This is a genomic window from Corynebacterium gallinarum (assembly GCF_014837045.1).
Lineage (GTDB): Bacteria > Actinomycetota > Actinomycetes > Mycobacteriales > Mycobacteriaceae > Corynebacterium > Corynebacterium gallinarum.
Genome location: NZ_JACSPR010000006.1, coordinates 171,738 through 188,148, shown reverse-complemented (window position 1 = coordinate 188,148; position 16,411 = coordinate 171,738). Strand labels below are relative to the sequence as shown.

General features: G+C 56.8%; 10 protein-coding genes, 1 pseudogene and 2 CRISPR repeat arrays (1 of these 13 running past the window's edge). Of the genes and pseudogenes, 9 read left to right on the top strand and 2 right to left on the bottom strand.

Going from position 1 to position 16,411, the window contains the following annotated elements; all coding sequences use genetic code 11:
* Positions 1–78 precede the first annotated feature (78 nt).
* The 9 genes and pseudogenes from H9627_RS09870 to H9627_RS09835 all read left to right on the top strand — a co-directional run bounded on the left by H9627_RS09870 (position 79) and on the right by H9627_RS09835 (position 11,404).
* Entirely contained in the window at positions 79–792 is a 714-nt protein-coding gene (locus H9627_RS09870; protein ID WP_191733862.1) for a TSUP family transporter, read from the top strand.
* Between the two features lie 294 nt (positions 793–1,086).
* Positions 1,087–1,671: an alternate-type signal peptide domain-containing protein gene (locus H9627_RS09865; protein WP_191733861.1), complete on the top strand. Its 585-nt coding sequence runs from the start codon at positions 1,087–1,089 to the stop codon at positions 1,669–1,671.
* 116 nt (positions 1,672–1,787) lie between these two features.
* Positions 1,788–2,408 (top strand): signal peptidase I, encoded by a 621-nt coding sequence (locus H9627_RS09860; protein ID WP_225213722.1) that lies wholly within the window; start codon positions 1,788–1,790, stop codon positions 2,406–2,408.
* A gap of 35 nt (positions 2,409–2,443) precedes the next feature.
* Positions 2,444–3,175, top strand: a pseudogene (locus tag H9627_RS14220) (alpha/beta-hydrolase N-terminal domain-containing protein); the annotation flags it as partial.
* Between the two features lie 12 nt (positions 3,176–3,187).
* The gene (locus tag H9627_RS14215) at positions 3,188–4,195 is read left to right on the top strand and encodes an alpha/beta-hydrolase family protein (RefSeq protein WP_225213741.1); all 1,008 of its coding nucleotides are present in this window, start codon (positions 3,188–3,190) and stop codon (positions 4,193–4,195) included.
* Positions 4,196–4,892: 697 nt separating this feature from the next.
* Positions 4,893–6,092: a type I-G CRISPR-associated RAMP protein Csb1/Cas7g gene (cas7g, locus tag H9627_RS09850; RefSeq protein WP_225213721.1), complete on the top strand. Its 1,200-nt coding sequence runs from the start codon at positions 4,893–4,895 to the stop codon at positions 6,090–6,092.
* Positions 6,093–6,094: 2 nt separating this feature from the next.
* A complete protein-coding gene (gene csb2 / locus H9627_RS09845; protein WP_191733858.1) occupies positions 6,095–7,663 on the top strand; it encodes a type I-G CRISPR-associated protein Csb2 in 1,569 nt (522 codons plus the stop codon).
* Positions 7,656–10,352, top strand: a complete 2,697-nt coding sequence (gene cas3g / locus H9627_RS09840) for a type I-G CRISPR-associated helicase/endonuclease Cas3g (RefSeq protein WP_191733857.1) — start codon at positions 7,656–7,658, stop codon at positions 10,350–10,352. Before csb2 ends, cas3g begins: the two co-directional genes overlap by 8 nt.
* Positions 10,349–11,404 carry a hypothetical protein gene (locus H9627_RS09835; protein WP_191733856.1) on the top strand — a complete coding sequence of 352 codons (1,056 nt, stop codon included), beginning with the start codon at positions 10,349–10,351 and terminating at the stop codon, positions 11,402–11,404. The genes cas3g and H9627_RS09835 overlap by 4 nt, the downstream gene beginning before the upstream one ends.
* Positions 11,405–11,563: 159 nt before the next feature.
* Positions 11,564–11,957: a CRISPR direct-repeat array (repeat unit 36 nt; unit sequence TCCTCAATGAAAGGCCGTCGAACTAACGACGGCAGG).
* 123 nt (positions 11,958–12,080) lie between these two features.
* Here H9627_RS09835 and H9627_RS09830 read toward each other — a convergent pair.
* Together H9627_RS09830 and istA are read right to left on the bottom strand one after the other, a co-directional pair.
* Positions 12,081–12,833: an ATP-binding protein gene (locus H9627_RS09830; RefSeq protein ID WP_191733855.1), complete on the bottom strand. Its 753-nt coding sequence runs from the start codon at positions 12,831–12,833 to the stop codon at positions 12,081–12,083.
* The gene (istA, locus tag H9627_RS09825; RefSeq protein ID WP_191733854.1) at positions 12,830–14,389 is read right to left on the bottom strand and encodes an IS21 family transposase; all 1,560 of its coding nucleotides are present in this window, start codon (positions 14,387–14,389) and stop codon (positions 12,830–12,832) included. The genes H9627_RS09830 and istA overlap by 4 nt, the downstream gene beginning before the upstream one ends.
* A 202-nt stretch (positions 14,390–14,591) precedes the next feature.
* Positions 14,592–16,411: direct repeats of the CRISPR family, unit length 36 nt; unit sequence TCCTCAATGAAAGGCCGTCGAACTAACGACGGCAGG (it continues 537 nt past the right edge of the window).

Below are 16,411 nucleotides of genomic sequence, written 5' to 3'. Positions count from 1 at the left end.
CGGCCCGGAGTGATTCCTCTTTGATCGTTATATCAATGGTCTGACAGTTTCGAGGCGGGGGCTGGGTACGCTGCCTGTGTGGAAACAATATTCATCGGCGTGCTGTTATTCGTGGCCGCGTGTGCGCAGGGCGCGATCGGTTTCGGCCTGGGGATGCTCGCGGCCCCGATCATCGCCCTCATGCGACCTGACCTGCTGCCCGGTCTGATCCTCCTGTTGGCCTTCGGATTCTCCCTGGCGACCTGGGCCCGCGACAGGGGAGCGGTGGAGTGGCCCGTGGTGGGTTGGTCACTGCTCGGGAGGGTGCCCGGTTCAGTGCTGGGTACATGGGCGGTGGTGGCCATGCCAGTGGCGGGGTTGAAGATCATCCTGGCTGCTGCGGTGATCCTGGGGACGCTGGTCAGTCTCGTGGGGTGGTCGCCGGGGCATGGGCGGAAAAATTCCTTCATTGCCGGCGCATCGGGAGGGTTCCTGGGGACCACCACCGCGATCGGTGGCCCGCCCCTGGCGTTGATCATGCGGTCCATGTCGCCAGAGCGAGTGCGGGGGACGCTCTCGGTGTGTTTCGTGATCGGCAGTGCCATCTCGATTGCGCTGCTGACTGGTGCTGGCGCGCTCGAGTCGATGCATCTGCGGGCGGCGCTGCTGTATGCGCCGGCAGTGATTGCTGGGTTTTTCCTGTCAAGCGTGGTAAACAGGCATCTGAACCGACGGTTGATCTTCCTTGGATCAGTGACGATTTCCCTCATTGGCTCGGTCATGGTGATTACCCAGGCAGCGGGGATATTCTAGCCCATCTATTAAATGGATGTTAATAGATTGGTTATTTGCATATGGTGACAAAACTAACCATCTTTCAGTGTTGTATCAGTTGTTTTTGATGAAGCACCATGGCTATTATTAGACATGGGAAGTCCCGGAGAAATAAAAATCTTACGCGGACTGCACATCGGATCACTGCGAGACGGCACTCCTCAATTGGCTTCCCGACACACGGACCCACCGAACCCGGTGGGCCAACGAAACGGATTCCCAGCGGAGCACTTTTCAGCTGCGAACCCCCGTTGTGGAAGGAATACGATCAAAATGCAAAAGATGACCAAGGGTGCCATCGCTGCCGCAGCTGCAGCGCTCCTCCTCGTTGGTGGCGGCGGAACGTTCATGTCGTGGAACGACAACGTGACTCAGCCTGATCAGGGGATTGCCGCCGGTAACCTGGCTCTGAAAGAAGGAGAAGCAGGAACATGGACTCTCAACACTGTGCCGGTTGGGACTAATATTGATGCCGTTAAGGTTGTGCCGGGTGACACCCTGGTGTTCACCCAGGCGATCACCTACACGACTGAGGGTGATGATCTCGAGGCAACGCTCAAGCTAACCCCTGGAGCGATCACACCGGTCAATAACGACGAGGGGTCGGCTGACTCGAATCTCGCTACCCAGCTCTTCAACAAGGCTGAGATCAGTCTCGGTGAGACCTTACCGGGGGGTGTTACTAAAGTGGATGCCACTACCTACGAGTTCGAGGAGAATACAACAGGTACTGTGAACGCCACCGTCACCATCGACTTCCCCTTCGAAGGCTCTACCAATGACTCCCAATTGGGCAAGGTGAATCTTTCGGGTATGGCCCTGGCCCTCACTCAGACCGATGCCAATCCGGCCATCTAGATCTGGTTCAACCAGTTGAGATAATGTAGCTCGAAGATGACCAATGACCACCAGTGCCACGCCAGTGACAGTGGTGGTCATTGCCTTTCTTCGCCACTTTCCAGGAAGGATGACCCATGAATGAGAAAAGTTCAATTGTGGGTGCAGTATGGAGAGGACTCACCACAGGCATCAGCATCCTTGTGTTAGCTGTCGCAGCCCTGGTGGTCGCGGTCCCGGCCGCTGTCGATGGCATGCCCCTGTCTGTCCTGTCCGGGTCGATGCGGCCGACCTACGAACCGGGTGATCTGGTGGTCATCAAGCCGAAAGAGCCGACCGATATCAGGATCGGTGACGTGATCACCTACCAGGTACATTCGGGGGAATCGGAGCTGATCACCCACAGGGTGATTGAGAAGAACTCTTCCACGGATGGTTCTGTCAGCTTCATTACCCAGGGTGATGCCAACGATGTGCCAGATGCCACCCCGATTCGTGATGTCCAAATCCACGGCACCGTCTGGTACCGGATCCCCATGCTGGGCTGGGTCAATAACTGGTTCAACGGGGAGAAACGGGACATCGTGGTGCCCACGGCGGCCGGCGCCCTCATCCTCTACGCGTTGTGGAACCTGGCCGTGGGTGTCCGGGACCGCCGTCGGAAGAAATTCGAGACCCATCCGGAAGTCGATGCCAATCCCACGACAGCCCCGGAGGAGCCACTCGCCGACGCCCGCACCGGGCTACGAGAACCCTGATCTCACCCGCCCTCACCAGGTGAGCAGGCCCTAGAATGGTGGGCATCATGAACACTGAAACGCTGAACCGGTGGCGCCCGCACCCGTGGGTCCTGGTGTTCGGCGCGATCGGTTTCGTCCTGGGGCTGACCCCATCACTGTTGCCCCGTACCTTCTTCTATCAGGGCCTGATCTGCGGTCTGGCCGCCGCGAGCGCCTACGGCCTGGGCCTGTTGCTGTTCACCCTGTGGGACACCTGGGGCAGGGACCGGGTGGCCGAGCGCCTACAGGGAAAACTACCCAGCCTGAGCACCCGTCACCGCGCCCGCGCAGAGCTGATCCTCACCGTCGTCCTGCTGATCTGGATGCTCACCCTCGTCATCTTCTCACTGCGCTGGCAACGTGGACTCGCGGAACTGACCGAGGCACGTGCCTATGAGCTGTGGGAGTTCCTACTTGTTCTTCCGATCGGCGTGATCAGCTGGGCCATGGCGATCATCCTCGCGCGGGGCCTACGACTGCTGGTCCGCTGGTTCGCGCGCACCGTCCTGGGCGGCTGGGCACCGAGCCTCCAGGCGGTGACGGCATGGGCGCTGGCAATAATCATCCTGCTCATCACCGTCGAGCAGGTCATCCCCGGCACCATTGTGCGCGGCACCGAACGCGCCCTCTACACCTAGTACCAACAACCCGAACCCGGTGTGGAGCCACCCACCGCGCCCGAACGTTCCGGATCCCCCGCATCCCCCGTCGAGTGGGAGAGCCTCGGCCAGTACGGCACCCGCTTCGTCAGTCAGGGCCTGGGGCGTGACCAGCTCACCGAACTCACCGGCCGGCCCGCCCGCGAGCCCATCCGCGTCTACGCCGGTCTGGACACCGCGCCCACCCACACCGAGCGCGCCTGGGTGCTTATCGACGAACTACTCCGCACCGATGCCGTCAGCCGTGAAGCCATTGTCCTCAACTTCACCACCGGCACCGGCTGGGTCAACCCGCAGGCCGTTCAGGCCTTCGAGCTGCTCTACAACGGTGATGCCGCCTGGGCGGCAGCCCAGTACTCCTACCTGCCCTCGCCGGTGCATTTCCTCCAGGGCGGGACCGATGTGGTCAACGGTGGCAGGGAGCTGATCACCCCGATCATCGACTGGTGGAACACCCTGCCGGAGGACACCCGCCCAAGGCTGTATCTCTACGGCGAATCGCTGGGATCCACCGGGGTGGAATCGGGTTTCTCCGGTATCAGGGACATCGTCAATTCCGTCGACGGGATCCTGCTGGCCGGCCCACCCAATTTCAACCCCCTGTGGTCGGCTTTCACCGAGCGCCGTGACCCCGGCACCCCTGAGGTACAACCCGAATACTCCGGTGGGGCGGTGATCCGCTTCGCCAATTCGGCGGCCGATGTGCAGGCGTTCGCCCAGACCCTGGATGAGGAATCCTGGGGCCCCACCCGTGTGCTCTACCTCCAGCACCCGTCTGATCCGGTGGTGTGGTGGTCGCCCTCCCTGATCTTCCGGGAACCGGACTGGTTGGAGGAGGAACCCGGCTTCGACCGCCTGCCCGCCATGCGGTGGATGCCGGTGATCACCTTCCTGCAGATCTCCGCGGATCTGCCTATGGCCCAGAACGTTCCCGACGGTCACGGGCACAATTATGGCGCGTCCATGCTGGATGGTTTCGCGGCCATCGCGACACCCGACGCCGGTTTCACCGTGGAGGATGTCGAGGAGCTCAAACCCCTCTACGACCGGGCCCAGCGCATCAGCGGTGATGACAGGTGGATACCCGGGCTCCCGCCCTCGGGGTGACCACAATCCCTTGATTGCGCCTACTGCCAGTGGGTCGCTACCATTTCGTCTGTCGCTAGAGATTGACAAATGCTGCATAGGGGGCAGCAAGAGGTCAAACGCCCTCATCAAGAGAAGCTCCTGATCAGCACACTCCCGTCTCGGCTGTTCCATCAGTGGGCCAAGTATTACGCGCGGGGCAAAATGTCGACAACCGCCCTGGGATGCGGAGCGTATCGTTCAGCGCCGGGTCGTCTCAGGCGCTTCATCACCCCGACTAGGCGCTCAGATCCACCAGGGGGACGTATGTCCCGATACCAGGCACCTCATAGTTGCCGTCGACGATATTTTGTAACGTAACCAAGATGGGCGATGGATGATCCTTTACGACTCGGGGATTAGGATGGTTTCTGGCGGTGTGGCCTTTCATTGAAGAGAGCACTTGACCTGGGTGAGAATCTCTATGCCACCGATGCCACACCGCCTCAACGGGCATAATTCGAGAGGAAGACCATTTAATCCTACGGAAAAAAAGCAATGCTTACGAGCATTTAACTTGAGAGAGAATAAAAAGGCTCAAATTTTCAATGCCAAAAGCCCTCGCCGTTCGCAGAAAGCAGATACGCTTATCCGTGGAACTACTTGGACTATACGAAGTCCTCCGGACAGAAAAGTTCTCGTTCGCTCGCGTGTTCTAAAAACTATGAAGGGATCTGATATGATCACGTTCGATGATCTAGTGGCTGCATGTACCCGCGGCGGTGCCAACGTTCTAACCTCAGTTACAACTCTGATGCCTGCGGCAGGAGCACACGCCTCAGTTTCTCCCGCCAAGTTTGTTGATCGCTCTAATTCGGTTTTCGCCTTCGAGTGGCGCTACGTCGACGGGGAGGCTGTTGAGGTGGCTCTACTTGACAGCAAGCAGTCACAAGGTAACCGCGCGGAATCAGCCCTCCAGGGAGATATCAATGCTGGTCACGAGGTTATATCCAAACTTCCCCGAATTGAGGTTTCCTATCCCGATGGTTTAACCTTCACCGATCTTGAACTCCCGCACCGATTTGCAGATGGGCATGTGCGAGCAGGCACCATCGATGGGCAGCCCGCTACGCAAGACGAGACATACCGTGCAGTGAGGAATTCCTCTCCCGCAAATATCGCGCCACTCGTCAACACTGCACCTGCCGCAGCGCTATTCGGTGGTTGGGATTCCACACGAGTAAAAAATCAGCTACGGCTTCCCAGTGCTTTGGCAGGGGAGGTCATCGGAGTTCTTGCGGATCAGGGGAGAGCAGGAGTTGAACAGCAGTCTAAGCGTGGTGGCGCGAGAGTGGATCCCTACTCAATGAGCGTCCAACTTACGGGGCCCCAGATGAAGGAACTCCTGGATGGTCAACGCGATGAGCTCAGCCCTAAACTTGTAGCAAAGATCGAAAATGAGATCAAACAGGCCAAGAAAGGTTTAGTTTCGGCTTCAACTCTGGGATTGGGTGGGATTCCTCCGACGCTGGAATCTCTGGGTGGTGTATCTTGCCGGACCATCATTCGGTCCTGGGTCCTAAGCTTTGCCACCCTCCGCCAATTGCGGTTCGGTGCTGACGAGCAGGCTACGGTTGCAGGTCGGGTCTTACTCGCAGCCCTGGGGTTGTCAGCTATTGCGCGCGCTGAGCAGGAGCTTTACCTCCGGGCGAACTGCCACCTGGTTGAAGCGGCGGCACCTGTGGTCACGCTGGACCGCCGCTTCGGCAATTATGATACCTACGATGCCCTCACGGTTGAATACTCGGATGAACTACTTGCTAAAGCCATAGCATACGCACGTGACCTGGGTGCCGCAGACTGGCATGGCCAGGTGCTCAAGGTTGAGGGAAACCCTGTGGTCTACAGTGGCGCTGTCGAAGAAGACCCCGAGGACTGACAATGCGATTCCTCAATATTCAGGCGAGATTTCCTCTGGGGGTATATCTCGGCCACCAACAAAATGGCCGTCCAGACTGGTTTCCAGATCCTGCGAGGCTTCACGCGGCCTTGGTGAATTCCGCCGGTCGAGGATCAACGGCGGAGGTGTTCCCAGAAGGAATGAAACCCACTAGAGAGTCAGTCGAGGCTCTTCGGTGGCTCGAACATAATCCACCCGACGGCATTGAATTTCCTCAACAGAGGTGGGTCGCACCAAATGGGCAGCGTTTCATCTACCGACGCGTAAGCTCGATCAACCCTAAACGGCCTACCGAAGAACGAGCTGTGTCCGATGGTGTGAGCTTGTCAGGCAGCTATGGATATTTTTGGAAGCATGTCCCCGAACAGATAGCGGACACCCTGGAACTGCTCTGCGAAGACGTGGCTTATCTCGGGGAGGCCTCCAGCCTAGCGATTTTGGAGTGTGCTGAAGTAAATCCCACCTTTCATCTCGATAGGGAGTCCTCGCCCTTCGACAGGGCTGGAAGGACGGTACGAGTGCCGGCACCTGGGCGGACGGACCACCTGATTGAGCAGTTCGCCGGCGCCAATCCGGTTAAACCACCGACCGTTAGTCGAGATAAGTTCAAGATCTCAGAGCTACCAACTCCCGCTCAGGCAGCAAATGATAACCTCACTGTCGCCAGGTACAAGGACTCGTTTAAAGAGTATCCATACCGGCCATGGTCCCAGATAATTGTGCTGGAGATTCTGGGGGGCGATATCCCAGAGAAACATCGAGTTGAACTATGCGTGGACATGCATCGAGCACTGATTAAGTCCATCGGAGCAGGCGCCCCGGGACTTGTCACAGGGAAGTACGCCCCTGGAGTGAGACGGCCGGCCAACAGGTTAGCAATCCAGTATCTCCCCTCTACCGTGGCGACAGATATGGTGGATCCGCAGCTTGGCCTCAATTCCGGCATTCTTCTGTTGATGATCCCAGCTGGAGCAGATGAATCGGAACTTGATGCGCTTGCTACAGCCCTCCCAGGTGTCACCACCCTCTGGTCACGCAACATCGGTCGTCGCAACATCCGTTTTAGTGGCAATGTGGTCTCAGCTGCTGAGTTCTGGAAGCTGGAATCCGATGGCTACACACGATTTTGGGAGCCAGCCAGCCCCATCATTCCTGAAACTCGGCAGGTTAGTGAAACCAAGTTCGGCCGCACATGGACGTTTGCAGATTCTGGCTTACTGTCACTCGGTTTCGTCTGGCGCGACGAGTTGGACCATTCAGCCAGAGGTCAGGATCTTTATATCTCAGTAAGAAACCAGGTGGAGGAACGCGGCGCCAGGGTCTTGGGCTCCAGAATAGTTCCTGGTAAAAGCGCCTCGTTTGCCCATAAGACACATCAGAGTGTTGTGACCCAGCCGTGGGTCGGGCAGTTCGACCTAGGTGATCTATCGGATTCCACGTCTGTAATCGCCATTGGACAGTCTCGACACCTGGGTGGCGGGTTGCTTATCCCATTAGATATTCCCACGGAGGAGGTTCCAGAATCATGGAAGGAGGATCGTCGTGTGTGAGTTGAAAAAAGTGGTGGAACCAGCTGAATTTGGAGACTTCTTCCGATTGTTGAATGGAGGTCATGCACCTTTCACCTGGCAGTCCGAATTGTTGGAACTGATTCTACGAGATCAGAGATGGCCAGATCGATTGGTGGTGCCTACCGGAGGCGGAAAGTCCTCGGTCGTGGATATCCATCTTTTTGCGAATGCCTGCGCCCAGGGCTTAGGTATCCGTATTCCGCGCAGATTGCACCTCGTGGTGAACAGACGTGCTCTTGTTGATGGTCAGGCTGTAAGAGCGGAAATGATTCTCAGTCGTCTGAAGGCGTCGACGCCTGAGAGTGATGAACTTCTTTGGCGCGTCAGTGAATCATTGAAGACACTCCGGGTAGCGCCGGATTCGGGCCCGTTTGAGCTTGGACACCTTCGTGGTGAGTTAAGCAACCGGACTCTACCCGTTGATGATCTTTCAGCTTGTGCGGTGATTGCGGCGACTCCAGATATGTGGGGCTCGCGTCTGCTGTTCCGAGGCTATGGTTCCTCGAGGTTCGCTCGCCCGCGGGAAACCACTCTCGTGGCGATGGATTCTGTATTGATTTTGGATGAGGCCCATCTCAACCGACAGTTGCTGTTCACCGCCCGAACGGTGGCTAAGCTACAGCGACGTGAAATGCCTACGGGGATCCCCAGCTTGCAAGTGGTGGAAACGACGGCTACTTCACCCCAAGAAGAAACCGGGGAACTAGTAACAGTGGGGGTTTCTCCTGATGAGCTTTCTCCCAGTGGACCAGACGTGCTTCTGAGAAAGCGGTTGAATGCCCATAAGAAACTAGTGCTCAAACCGCTTCAAGGGTGGAATGGACGTCCCGCGAACTCAATGGTGGTGAATGCGGCTGTCGATGAAGCAACCCGACTGCATTCGACGTATGGCGCCACAACGGGGTGCATGGTCAACCATGTTGATACAGCAACGAATATCGCAAGGGCTCTGAGGAAGCGTGGATTAGCGGTTAAGTTACTCGTGGGTCGAATGCGTCCCTACGACGTTGAACAACTACGACAAACGCATCCAGACCTTCTTACCCCCAGAGGGGATGATTCGGTCGATATCGTAGTAGCTACACAAACTCTAGAAGTGGGTATTGACGCGAACTTTCGTGGGCTGGTCACAGAGCTTGCTCCTGGAGCAGCACTAGCGCAACGACTCGGGCGTCTGAACCGGCTCGGAGATTTCGAACAGAGCGAGGCTGTCATTCTCACTCCGCCGTCACCTGACGTGATCAAAACGGAACATCCACCCTATCGTGGTGATGATCTTGCCGCAGCACTCCACTGGCTGCATCAAGTGGCAGAGGAAGGAAGCCTCAACCCTGCGACAATTAACAAGATTGCTGCCCCTGCGGAAAGCCCACGTAGAGATCTCTTCCAGAGAGTGGAACTAACAGACCTGGACCTCTTCTCCAAAACTTCGCAGAAACTATTCGCAGAACCAGACCTGGGTCTTTGGCTTCGCGATTCCTTTGAGCAGGATGTGACCATGGGTGGCGTGGTGGTGCGGGAAAATCTACCCCAGGACGACCCCACAGCGCTAGAACTCCTTAAAGCCCTACCGCCACGTGACGAGGAAGCATTTCCCGCGAGCCTTTCAATTCTACAGATGATCAGTGAGGAATTAGTGGTCACACCAGCCCATCGGTTCAAAATGGAACTGAAGTCGCAGGGCCGCCGAAAGACCCCACTCTTGAGGCGTGTTTTTCTCTTCCGGGAAAACGAAGTCTCCCTAATGACAACTGAGGACACGCTTCGCCCTGGGGACATCCTTGTCATTGATAGGGGTTTGCCTTTTACCACCGAAAACGTCGCGACGATGAAACCTCAAGATCCACCTCCCACCGAGGTTCCTCTGAAAGGAGAACTGCGGGTTTTTAATCCACACCTCTCACGCTTGGATCAACAGGCATTCGAGAAACTAGTCGGAATGACTTCCGACGAAGTGGCTGAACTTTACTCAGACGGTATAGAAGAGGTTGAAGTTACAATATCAGCAACAATCATCGAAACCGGGGGCCGGGAGGTCGTTCCATGGTTCTTCGTCATTAAGAAAGACGTTGCGTCTCCTGATGAAGAAGCACTTCAAGAGTGGACTACATCAAAGAGGCGGGTCCTGCTGAGTGATCATCAGCAGGCCGTCGGCCTGCGGGCGAGAAAGATGTGCAGTTTACTCGACTTGAAGCCGGAGCTTATCGACGCAGTAACGCTCGCGGCAGAACATCACGACGAAGGAAAAAGAGACCCACGCTTCCAGCGGATGCTTGGTGCATCAGGTATCGATGAAGTGCTCGCCAAGAGTGAATCCCGCACCGTCAGCCAAGTGCGAAAGGCTCGATCGGAGAGTGGATTGCCTTCGAGCTGGAGGCATGAGCAATTATCCGCTCTGTTTTTCGCCACGCGCTCAGATGCTCTGATCCCCTTGAGGATTATCGGTACCAGCCATGGGCACGGACGACCTGATTTTCCCCATGTAGGGGATGATTTGCTCGATAACCCAGAACATTCACTTCGAGATTTAGCAGCGGAACTTTTCACGACCGGGAAGTGGGATTCGATTATCACCACTACTCATCGTGATATCGGCTACTACACAATGGCGATGTTCGAAGCCTTTGAAAGAGCTGCTGATGCTCAGGTATCCAGGGAGGGACGATGAAAAGTTCACTGACTGTTGCCGGTGATGTCACGTCGGCACTGACCTATTTCGCAACTATGGGAATCGCACAGATTGCTGAAGTCGAAATCAGCGATCGGGCGAGTATTGTCTACTCGTCGGATCCTTTCCCCAAGGCCGAGCTTCATTTTGATGAAGTTACTCCGGCTCAAGTTGCTGATGCTCTTCGATTCGTAGCTCAACGATGGACGCAACCGGGCTCTTGGGTCGTGCAAACCATGCCTTATCCCGAGGGGCAGTCTGTTGTCGAACGATCGCCTTTTTCCCCCCGGGTGAAAGTCATCAACGACCTGGATACATGGCAACGACACCAGAGATTCCGGCTGTCCCATTTAGATAAACTCCTCGTCGAAGCTGATTTGACGGCTTTAGAGTTGATAGGTGGGCTGGGTGAACCTGCGTATTGGCGGTTCCAGGGCAAAGACCGCCGTCCGGACCATGGTGCTTCCCGCTGGGAAATGAAAACTCGCAACAAGGGTCAGGAGTTCATCAAAGATCGCTTAGCGTTGATGTGTGTTGAACTTTCAGACTGGTCAACCGAGCAAATTCTGGCTGGCCTGGATGGTTCACAGGTGAATGATCCATTGGGAAAGAACGCTTCTGACTCTCGTACCTCCACCGGGTTTACCTCGCCGGGTCCGACAGATGTTGCTTTAGCTTTCGCTGCCATCATTGGTATCAGCATATTTCCCCTTAGTCATCAGAGCCATACCCTGAGCATTACACCAGCAGCATTCCCTTCAGATATCTTGCATACCAGGTATGCAGTCTTGCCAATCCCCGTAGTTCCCGTGACTCTAGCGCGCCTGAAGACGATCATTCTTTCCCACGAGTTGCATGTGGTGTCATCCCATGAACTCATGGAACCTGAAGCGGAGAAGGGAGATTCTAGGCTCCTTCTCGATGGGCTTGCGGCATCAACTTGGCTCAGACAACGAGGCATCGTGGCGCTTGCCAAGTACCCGGTATTGAAAACTGGGAGCTCTTCAGCCCCAGAACGCCAGATACTGAAGGGGGAGGTTGTGGTCCTATGACCGAATCATTGCCGATAAGCTTGGTTCTTCATACGGTGTTCTGTCCGCGGCGCACCTGGTTGGAAGTCAATGGCGAAAAGACTGACACCTAGAATAAGAACCATCGAACTAACGACGGCAGGGGAGGTTGAGGCCATGGCCGGCTGAGGCGGGGTGGATCCCTCAATGAAAGGCCGTCGAACTAACGACGGCAGGCGTGCTCAGCCTCGATCCGGGCTAGTTCCTCGTCGGTTCCTCAATGAAAGGCCGTCGAACTAACGACGGCAGGCCAGGGCTATCATAGATCAGCTCAGCCGACCCTGGTCCTCAATGAAAGGTCGTCGAACTAACGACGGCAGGCGGGGAGTGGAAAAGCGTAACCATCCACAATGACCATCCTCAATGAAAGGCCGTCGAACTAACGACGGCAGGAGGATCGGCGTGGACCGATGGCGCAGGAAACCCACTTCCTCAATGAAAGGCCGTCGAACTAACGACGGCAGGCACGATTAGCTCGGGGATCGTGCCCAGCACGTCATCCTCAATGAAAGGCCGTCGAACTAACGACGGCAGGTCGCTGAATATTCGCTCTTATAGGAGCCACCCGTTCGTGCCTTTCAGACCCGACGATGGTGTGAATGGGAGCCAGTAGTGGTGTTGACCAGAACCACTACCGCTCCCCACGCACTACAACTACTTACTCCCGGGTTCTGGCCGCGGTGTGTTCCCTCATATTAACCTCACCCGTATTAATCCAGGTGGCGTTATGCACGATCCGATCCATGATCGCATCCGCATGAACCCCACCACCAAGACGGGCATGCCAATCCTTCTTCGCGTACTGGGTAGCAAAGATCGTCGACGTGGTGTCATACCGGCGTTCCATCAACTCCAACAACATCGCCAGGATGTGATCATCGGGTTTCTCCAAGAGCCATTCATCCAGCACCAGCACGGTAAATGCCGTGTACTTCCGGATGAACTTCGTTGCCCCCTGGGGTTGATCCGCAGCCATTCGCCACGCCTCCGCCAGATCAGGCATCCGAATCACATGCGCCCGGTACCGGTGATGACACGCCGCTTTCGCAATCGCTGATGCCAAATAAGACTTGCCGGACCCGGTGAACCCCTGCAACACAATATTGCGGTGGTTTCCCACAAAACTGCAGGTCCCCAGTTCCGCGATGACGGACCGGTCCAAGCCACGTTGCTCGATCAGATCAATGGTACGCAGGTCCGCATTCGGGTAGCGCAGACCAGCACGTTTGATCAACCCGGTGACTTTTGTGTCGGTAAATGCAGTGTAGGCATCATCGACTGCCAAGCGGATCCGCTCAGTAAACGGCAGATCCATGGTGAGGTGATCATCCTGGGTTTCCAGGGCCATAAGTAGTTCCGCGGCCCCCATTTCCCGGAGTTTCGCCTTGGTGGAAATATCAATGATGCTCATTTCTCTCCTCCTGCATAGTAAGACGCCCCGCGGACATAACCAGCAGGTTCGTGGTCAGGCTCTGATACTTCAGTGGTGCCGGCCTTATCCCTGTTGGTGGCCAGGATCGGGTGAAGGTGGCCGTAGCGTGGTGAGTAGATCCCGCTGGCCAATCCGATGCCGGCAGCGGTTTCCAACCGGGCAGGGGAATAACGCCGCGATAGGCGCAACACCGCCACAGCAGGATTGATGCCCTGGTCATCGACCGGTACCGATTCAAAGATCCGCTCCACCACCTGCGCGGTGCGCGGCCCGATTCTCCTGGCCCAGTCAGTTAAGCGTTCACGATCCCATTCCCGCCATGCCTTTCCTTCTGGAAGGTCTGCTTCCCGGGTGGCGTACTGGTTGACCGCAGTCGCCGGCAGGAGCACATGCGATGCCAGGCGCCGATCATGCTGCCAGATTTCCACCAGTTGGGCGGTGATCCTTAGATCCACGTGTTCACCGACATGGATATACGGCACCGAATAGTAGTTCTTCGCCCAGGTCACGTGCCCATTGCGTGCCACCTGTCGGCGCCTGGCCCAGGTGCTGATCTCGTAGGCCACCACCGGCAGGGGCCGCAGGAGGGCTTGTTCTTCCTCCTGGAACACGCTGACACGGCTACCCGGGCGTTTCTGGAAGGCGTTGGCGTTATACGTCGTGATCTGCTCGGTGATGGCTGCTTTCAACTCCGCCAGGCTGGCAAACGTGCGGTTACGCAGGGCTGCGATGACTACGGTGGCGACATGCCCGACGGTGTTTTCCACAGAGGGTTTATCTTTGGGTGCTTTGACCCTGCCCGGTAGGACTGCAGCCGAGTAATGGGCAGCCAGTTCCCGGTAGGCGTCATTAAGGACGATCTCGCCGTCCCGGGGATGGGAGATAACCCCGGTTTTCAGGTTGTCACACACAATCCGCGGGACTGATCCCCCGAAGAACTCAAACATGGACACATGCGCACGCAACCAGGTTGCTTGTTCCATATTTAGGGTGGGTTCGACGAACGCCAGACGGCTAAACGCCAGGCAGGCGACAAAGAGATAGACTTTTCGTGTTTCACCGGTGACCGGGTCCAGCAGCCTCATTGTCGGGCCTGACCAGTCAACTTCGACGGTGCGTGCGGCTTTATGTCCGACCCGGGAATCAACCCCGGTGATCATGACGTGGCGTTCATAGCCACGGCAGAATCGGTCGTAGCTCATCGGTACTCCGGCCGTGGCGGAGACCTGATCGGTGTATTCACCGTGGAGGAGTTTCAGGGTCACTCCGACTTTGGCGAGTTCCTTATGTACCTGCTTCCAGTCTGGTTGAACGAAGATGCTTCGGTGTTCACCGCGTCCTGGAAAGAGCAGGGCGTAAACATCGGCGTCGTCCATATCAGCGATGTCGTCGAAATCAATGTCGAGTGTGTCCGCGGCATCATAAACCGCGGTGATGCTGTTACGCGAGATCCGCTGTGACGCGGCGATTGTTCGCTGTGACAATCCTTCTGCGCGGAGGCGAAGCACACGCTTCGCCGGTATTCGATTTACCATCAGAGGTAACTCCTTTAAGTCATATGCCTCTCATATGACTTAAAGGAGCCTAAAGATAGTGGCTCTCTCAGGCACCAGGAATGGCTCTGTCCGAGACCAACAGCACTCAATGGCAAGTGGTTCTCAAGCACACCATCACCGGTTCTTCTAACCGCGAATATTCAGGTCGCCTCTTGGTCAGCGGCATCCCACAGCACTTGTATCCTCAATGAAAGGCCGTCGAACTAACGACGGCAGGCCCGAGATTCGCCCACCAGTCACCCTCCTGCAGTGATCCTCAATGAAAGGCCGTCGAACTAACGACGGCAGGGGCGAAGATGCGGGTGCCGACTGTGGTGTCTCGGCTCCTCAATGAAAGGCCGTCGAACTAACGACGGCAGGACATGCAGCGTCAGTCCGCGCACCTACGCCGCCGGCATTCCTCAATGAAAGGCCGTCGAACTAACGACGGCAGGTGCAGAGTCCGGGTGGCAGCGTGCCAGGCCGATGAGGTCTCCTCAATGAAAGGCCGTCGAACTAACGACGGCAGGACAACCGCGCCACCCCACAGATTCAGAGAACGGAAATCCTCAATGAAAGGCCGTCGAACTAACGACGGCAGGTGGAAATGACCTCTAGCGATCCGGCTGTGTCTGCGGTCCTCAATGAAAGGCCGTCGAACTAACGACGGCAGGACATTCGGTGCTGACGGTAGTGCGGTCGTCGCTGGTCCTCAATGAAAGGCCGTCGAACTAACGACGGCAGGAGGACGGGTGGGTCGTCGATGGGTGGTGTCCACGTGTGTCCTCAATGAAAGGCCGTCGAACTAACGACGGCAGGTTCGGGTGGTGATGTCGCGGGCGGTGCCGTGGAGGAGTCCTCAATGAAAGGCCGTCGAACTAACGACGGCAGGGTGGCGAGGTGCACTCGTTGCCCTGTGGGTACATAGTCCTCAATGAAAGGCCGTCGAACTAACGACGGCAGGACCCATTCCTCGACCTCCTGCGGGAACATTTTCAGCGATCCTCAATGAAAGGCCGTCGAACTAACGACGGCAGGACGCTATGCAGGCACGCAGTCTCGCACTCTCTGATCCTCAATGAAAGGCCGTCGAACTAACGACGGCAGGTCATCCAAGAAGAATGACTCAGGGGCACCCATCATTCCTCAATGAAAGGCCGTCGAACTAACGACGGCAGGAAGTCCACCATCCGCGCCTGCAACGCCTTCTTAGACTCCTCAATGAAAGGCCGTCGAACTAACGACGGCAGGATGGGGTCGATACCCTCACCACCGTGGTCAATGAAGCTCCTCAATGAAAGGCCGTCGAACTAACGACGGCAGGGTGGTGGCTTCCCCCAAAAGAACCTGCTGGTGGCTCCGATCCTCAATGAAAGGCCGTCGAACTAACGACGGCAGGGTGGTGGCTTCCCCCAAAAGAACCTGCTGGTGGCTCCGATCCTCAATGAAAGGCCGTCGAACTAACGACGGCAGGCGGATCGCCCGGTCGAGGATGTACTCCGGGGTCCGGTCCTCAATGAAAGGCCGTCGAACTAACGACGGCAGGTTCCTCATGAGGTCAGGGGAATGTCAATGTTCTTTTCCTCCTCAATGAAAGGGCGTCGAACTAACCACGGCAGGATAAGAAATGTTTCCAGTAGGTGCCACTGCTTGCAATCCTCAATGAAAGGCCGTCGAACTAACGACGGCAGGGGCCCGCCCGCACCGTGCCCACGGGGGATTGTTAGTCCTCAATGAAAGGCCGTCGAACTAACGACGGCAGGGAAATCAACGGTGTGCTGGACACCGTGCAGTTTCTCCTCAATGAAAGGCCGTCGAACTAACGACGGCAGGTGGAAATACTGGCCTATGTGAGGGCAGCCCGACTTAGTCCTCAATGAAAGGCCGTCGAACTAACGACGGCAGGTTCGGCGGCGGCTTTGTCGGCGTAGATGGTGGTGCCTCCTCAATGAAAGGCCGTCGAACTAACGACGGCAGGGGCGAAAAATATTACGGGGGAAACTTTCCCCGTGGCCTTCCTCA

Excerpts from the sequence above, each read along its gene's own strand:
- H9627_RS09865 (WP_191733861.1), top strand. The coding sequence starts at position 1,087 with ATGCAAAAGATGACCAAGGGTGCCATCGCTGCCGCAGCTGCAGCGCTC.
- H9627_RS09860 (WP_225213722.1), top strand. The coding sequence starts at position 1,788 with ATGAATGAGAAAAGTTCAATTGTGGGTGCAGTATGGAGAGGACTCACC.
- cas7g (WP_225213721.1), top strand. The coding sequence starts at position 4,893 with ATGATCACGTTCGATGATCTAGTGGCTGCATGTACCCGCGGCGGTGCC.
- csb2 (WP_191733858.1), top strand. The coding sequence starts at position 6,095 with ATGCGATTCCTCAATATTCAGGCGAGATTTCCTCTGGGGGTATATCTC.
- H9627_RS09835 (WP_191733856.1), top strand. The coding sequence starts at position 10,349 with ATGAAAAGTTCACTGACTGTTGCCGGTGATGTCACGTCGGCACTGACC.
- H9627_RS09830 (WP_191733855.1), bottom strand. The coding sequence starts at position 12,833 with ATGAGCATCATTGATATTTCCACCAAGGCGAAACTCCGGGAAATGGGG.
- istA (WP_191733854.1), bottom strand. The coding sequence starts at position 14,389 with ATGGTAAATCGAATACCGGCGAAGCGTGTGCTTCGCCTCCGCGCAGAA.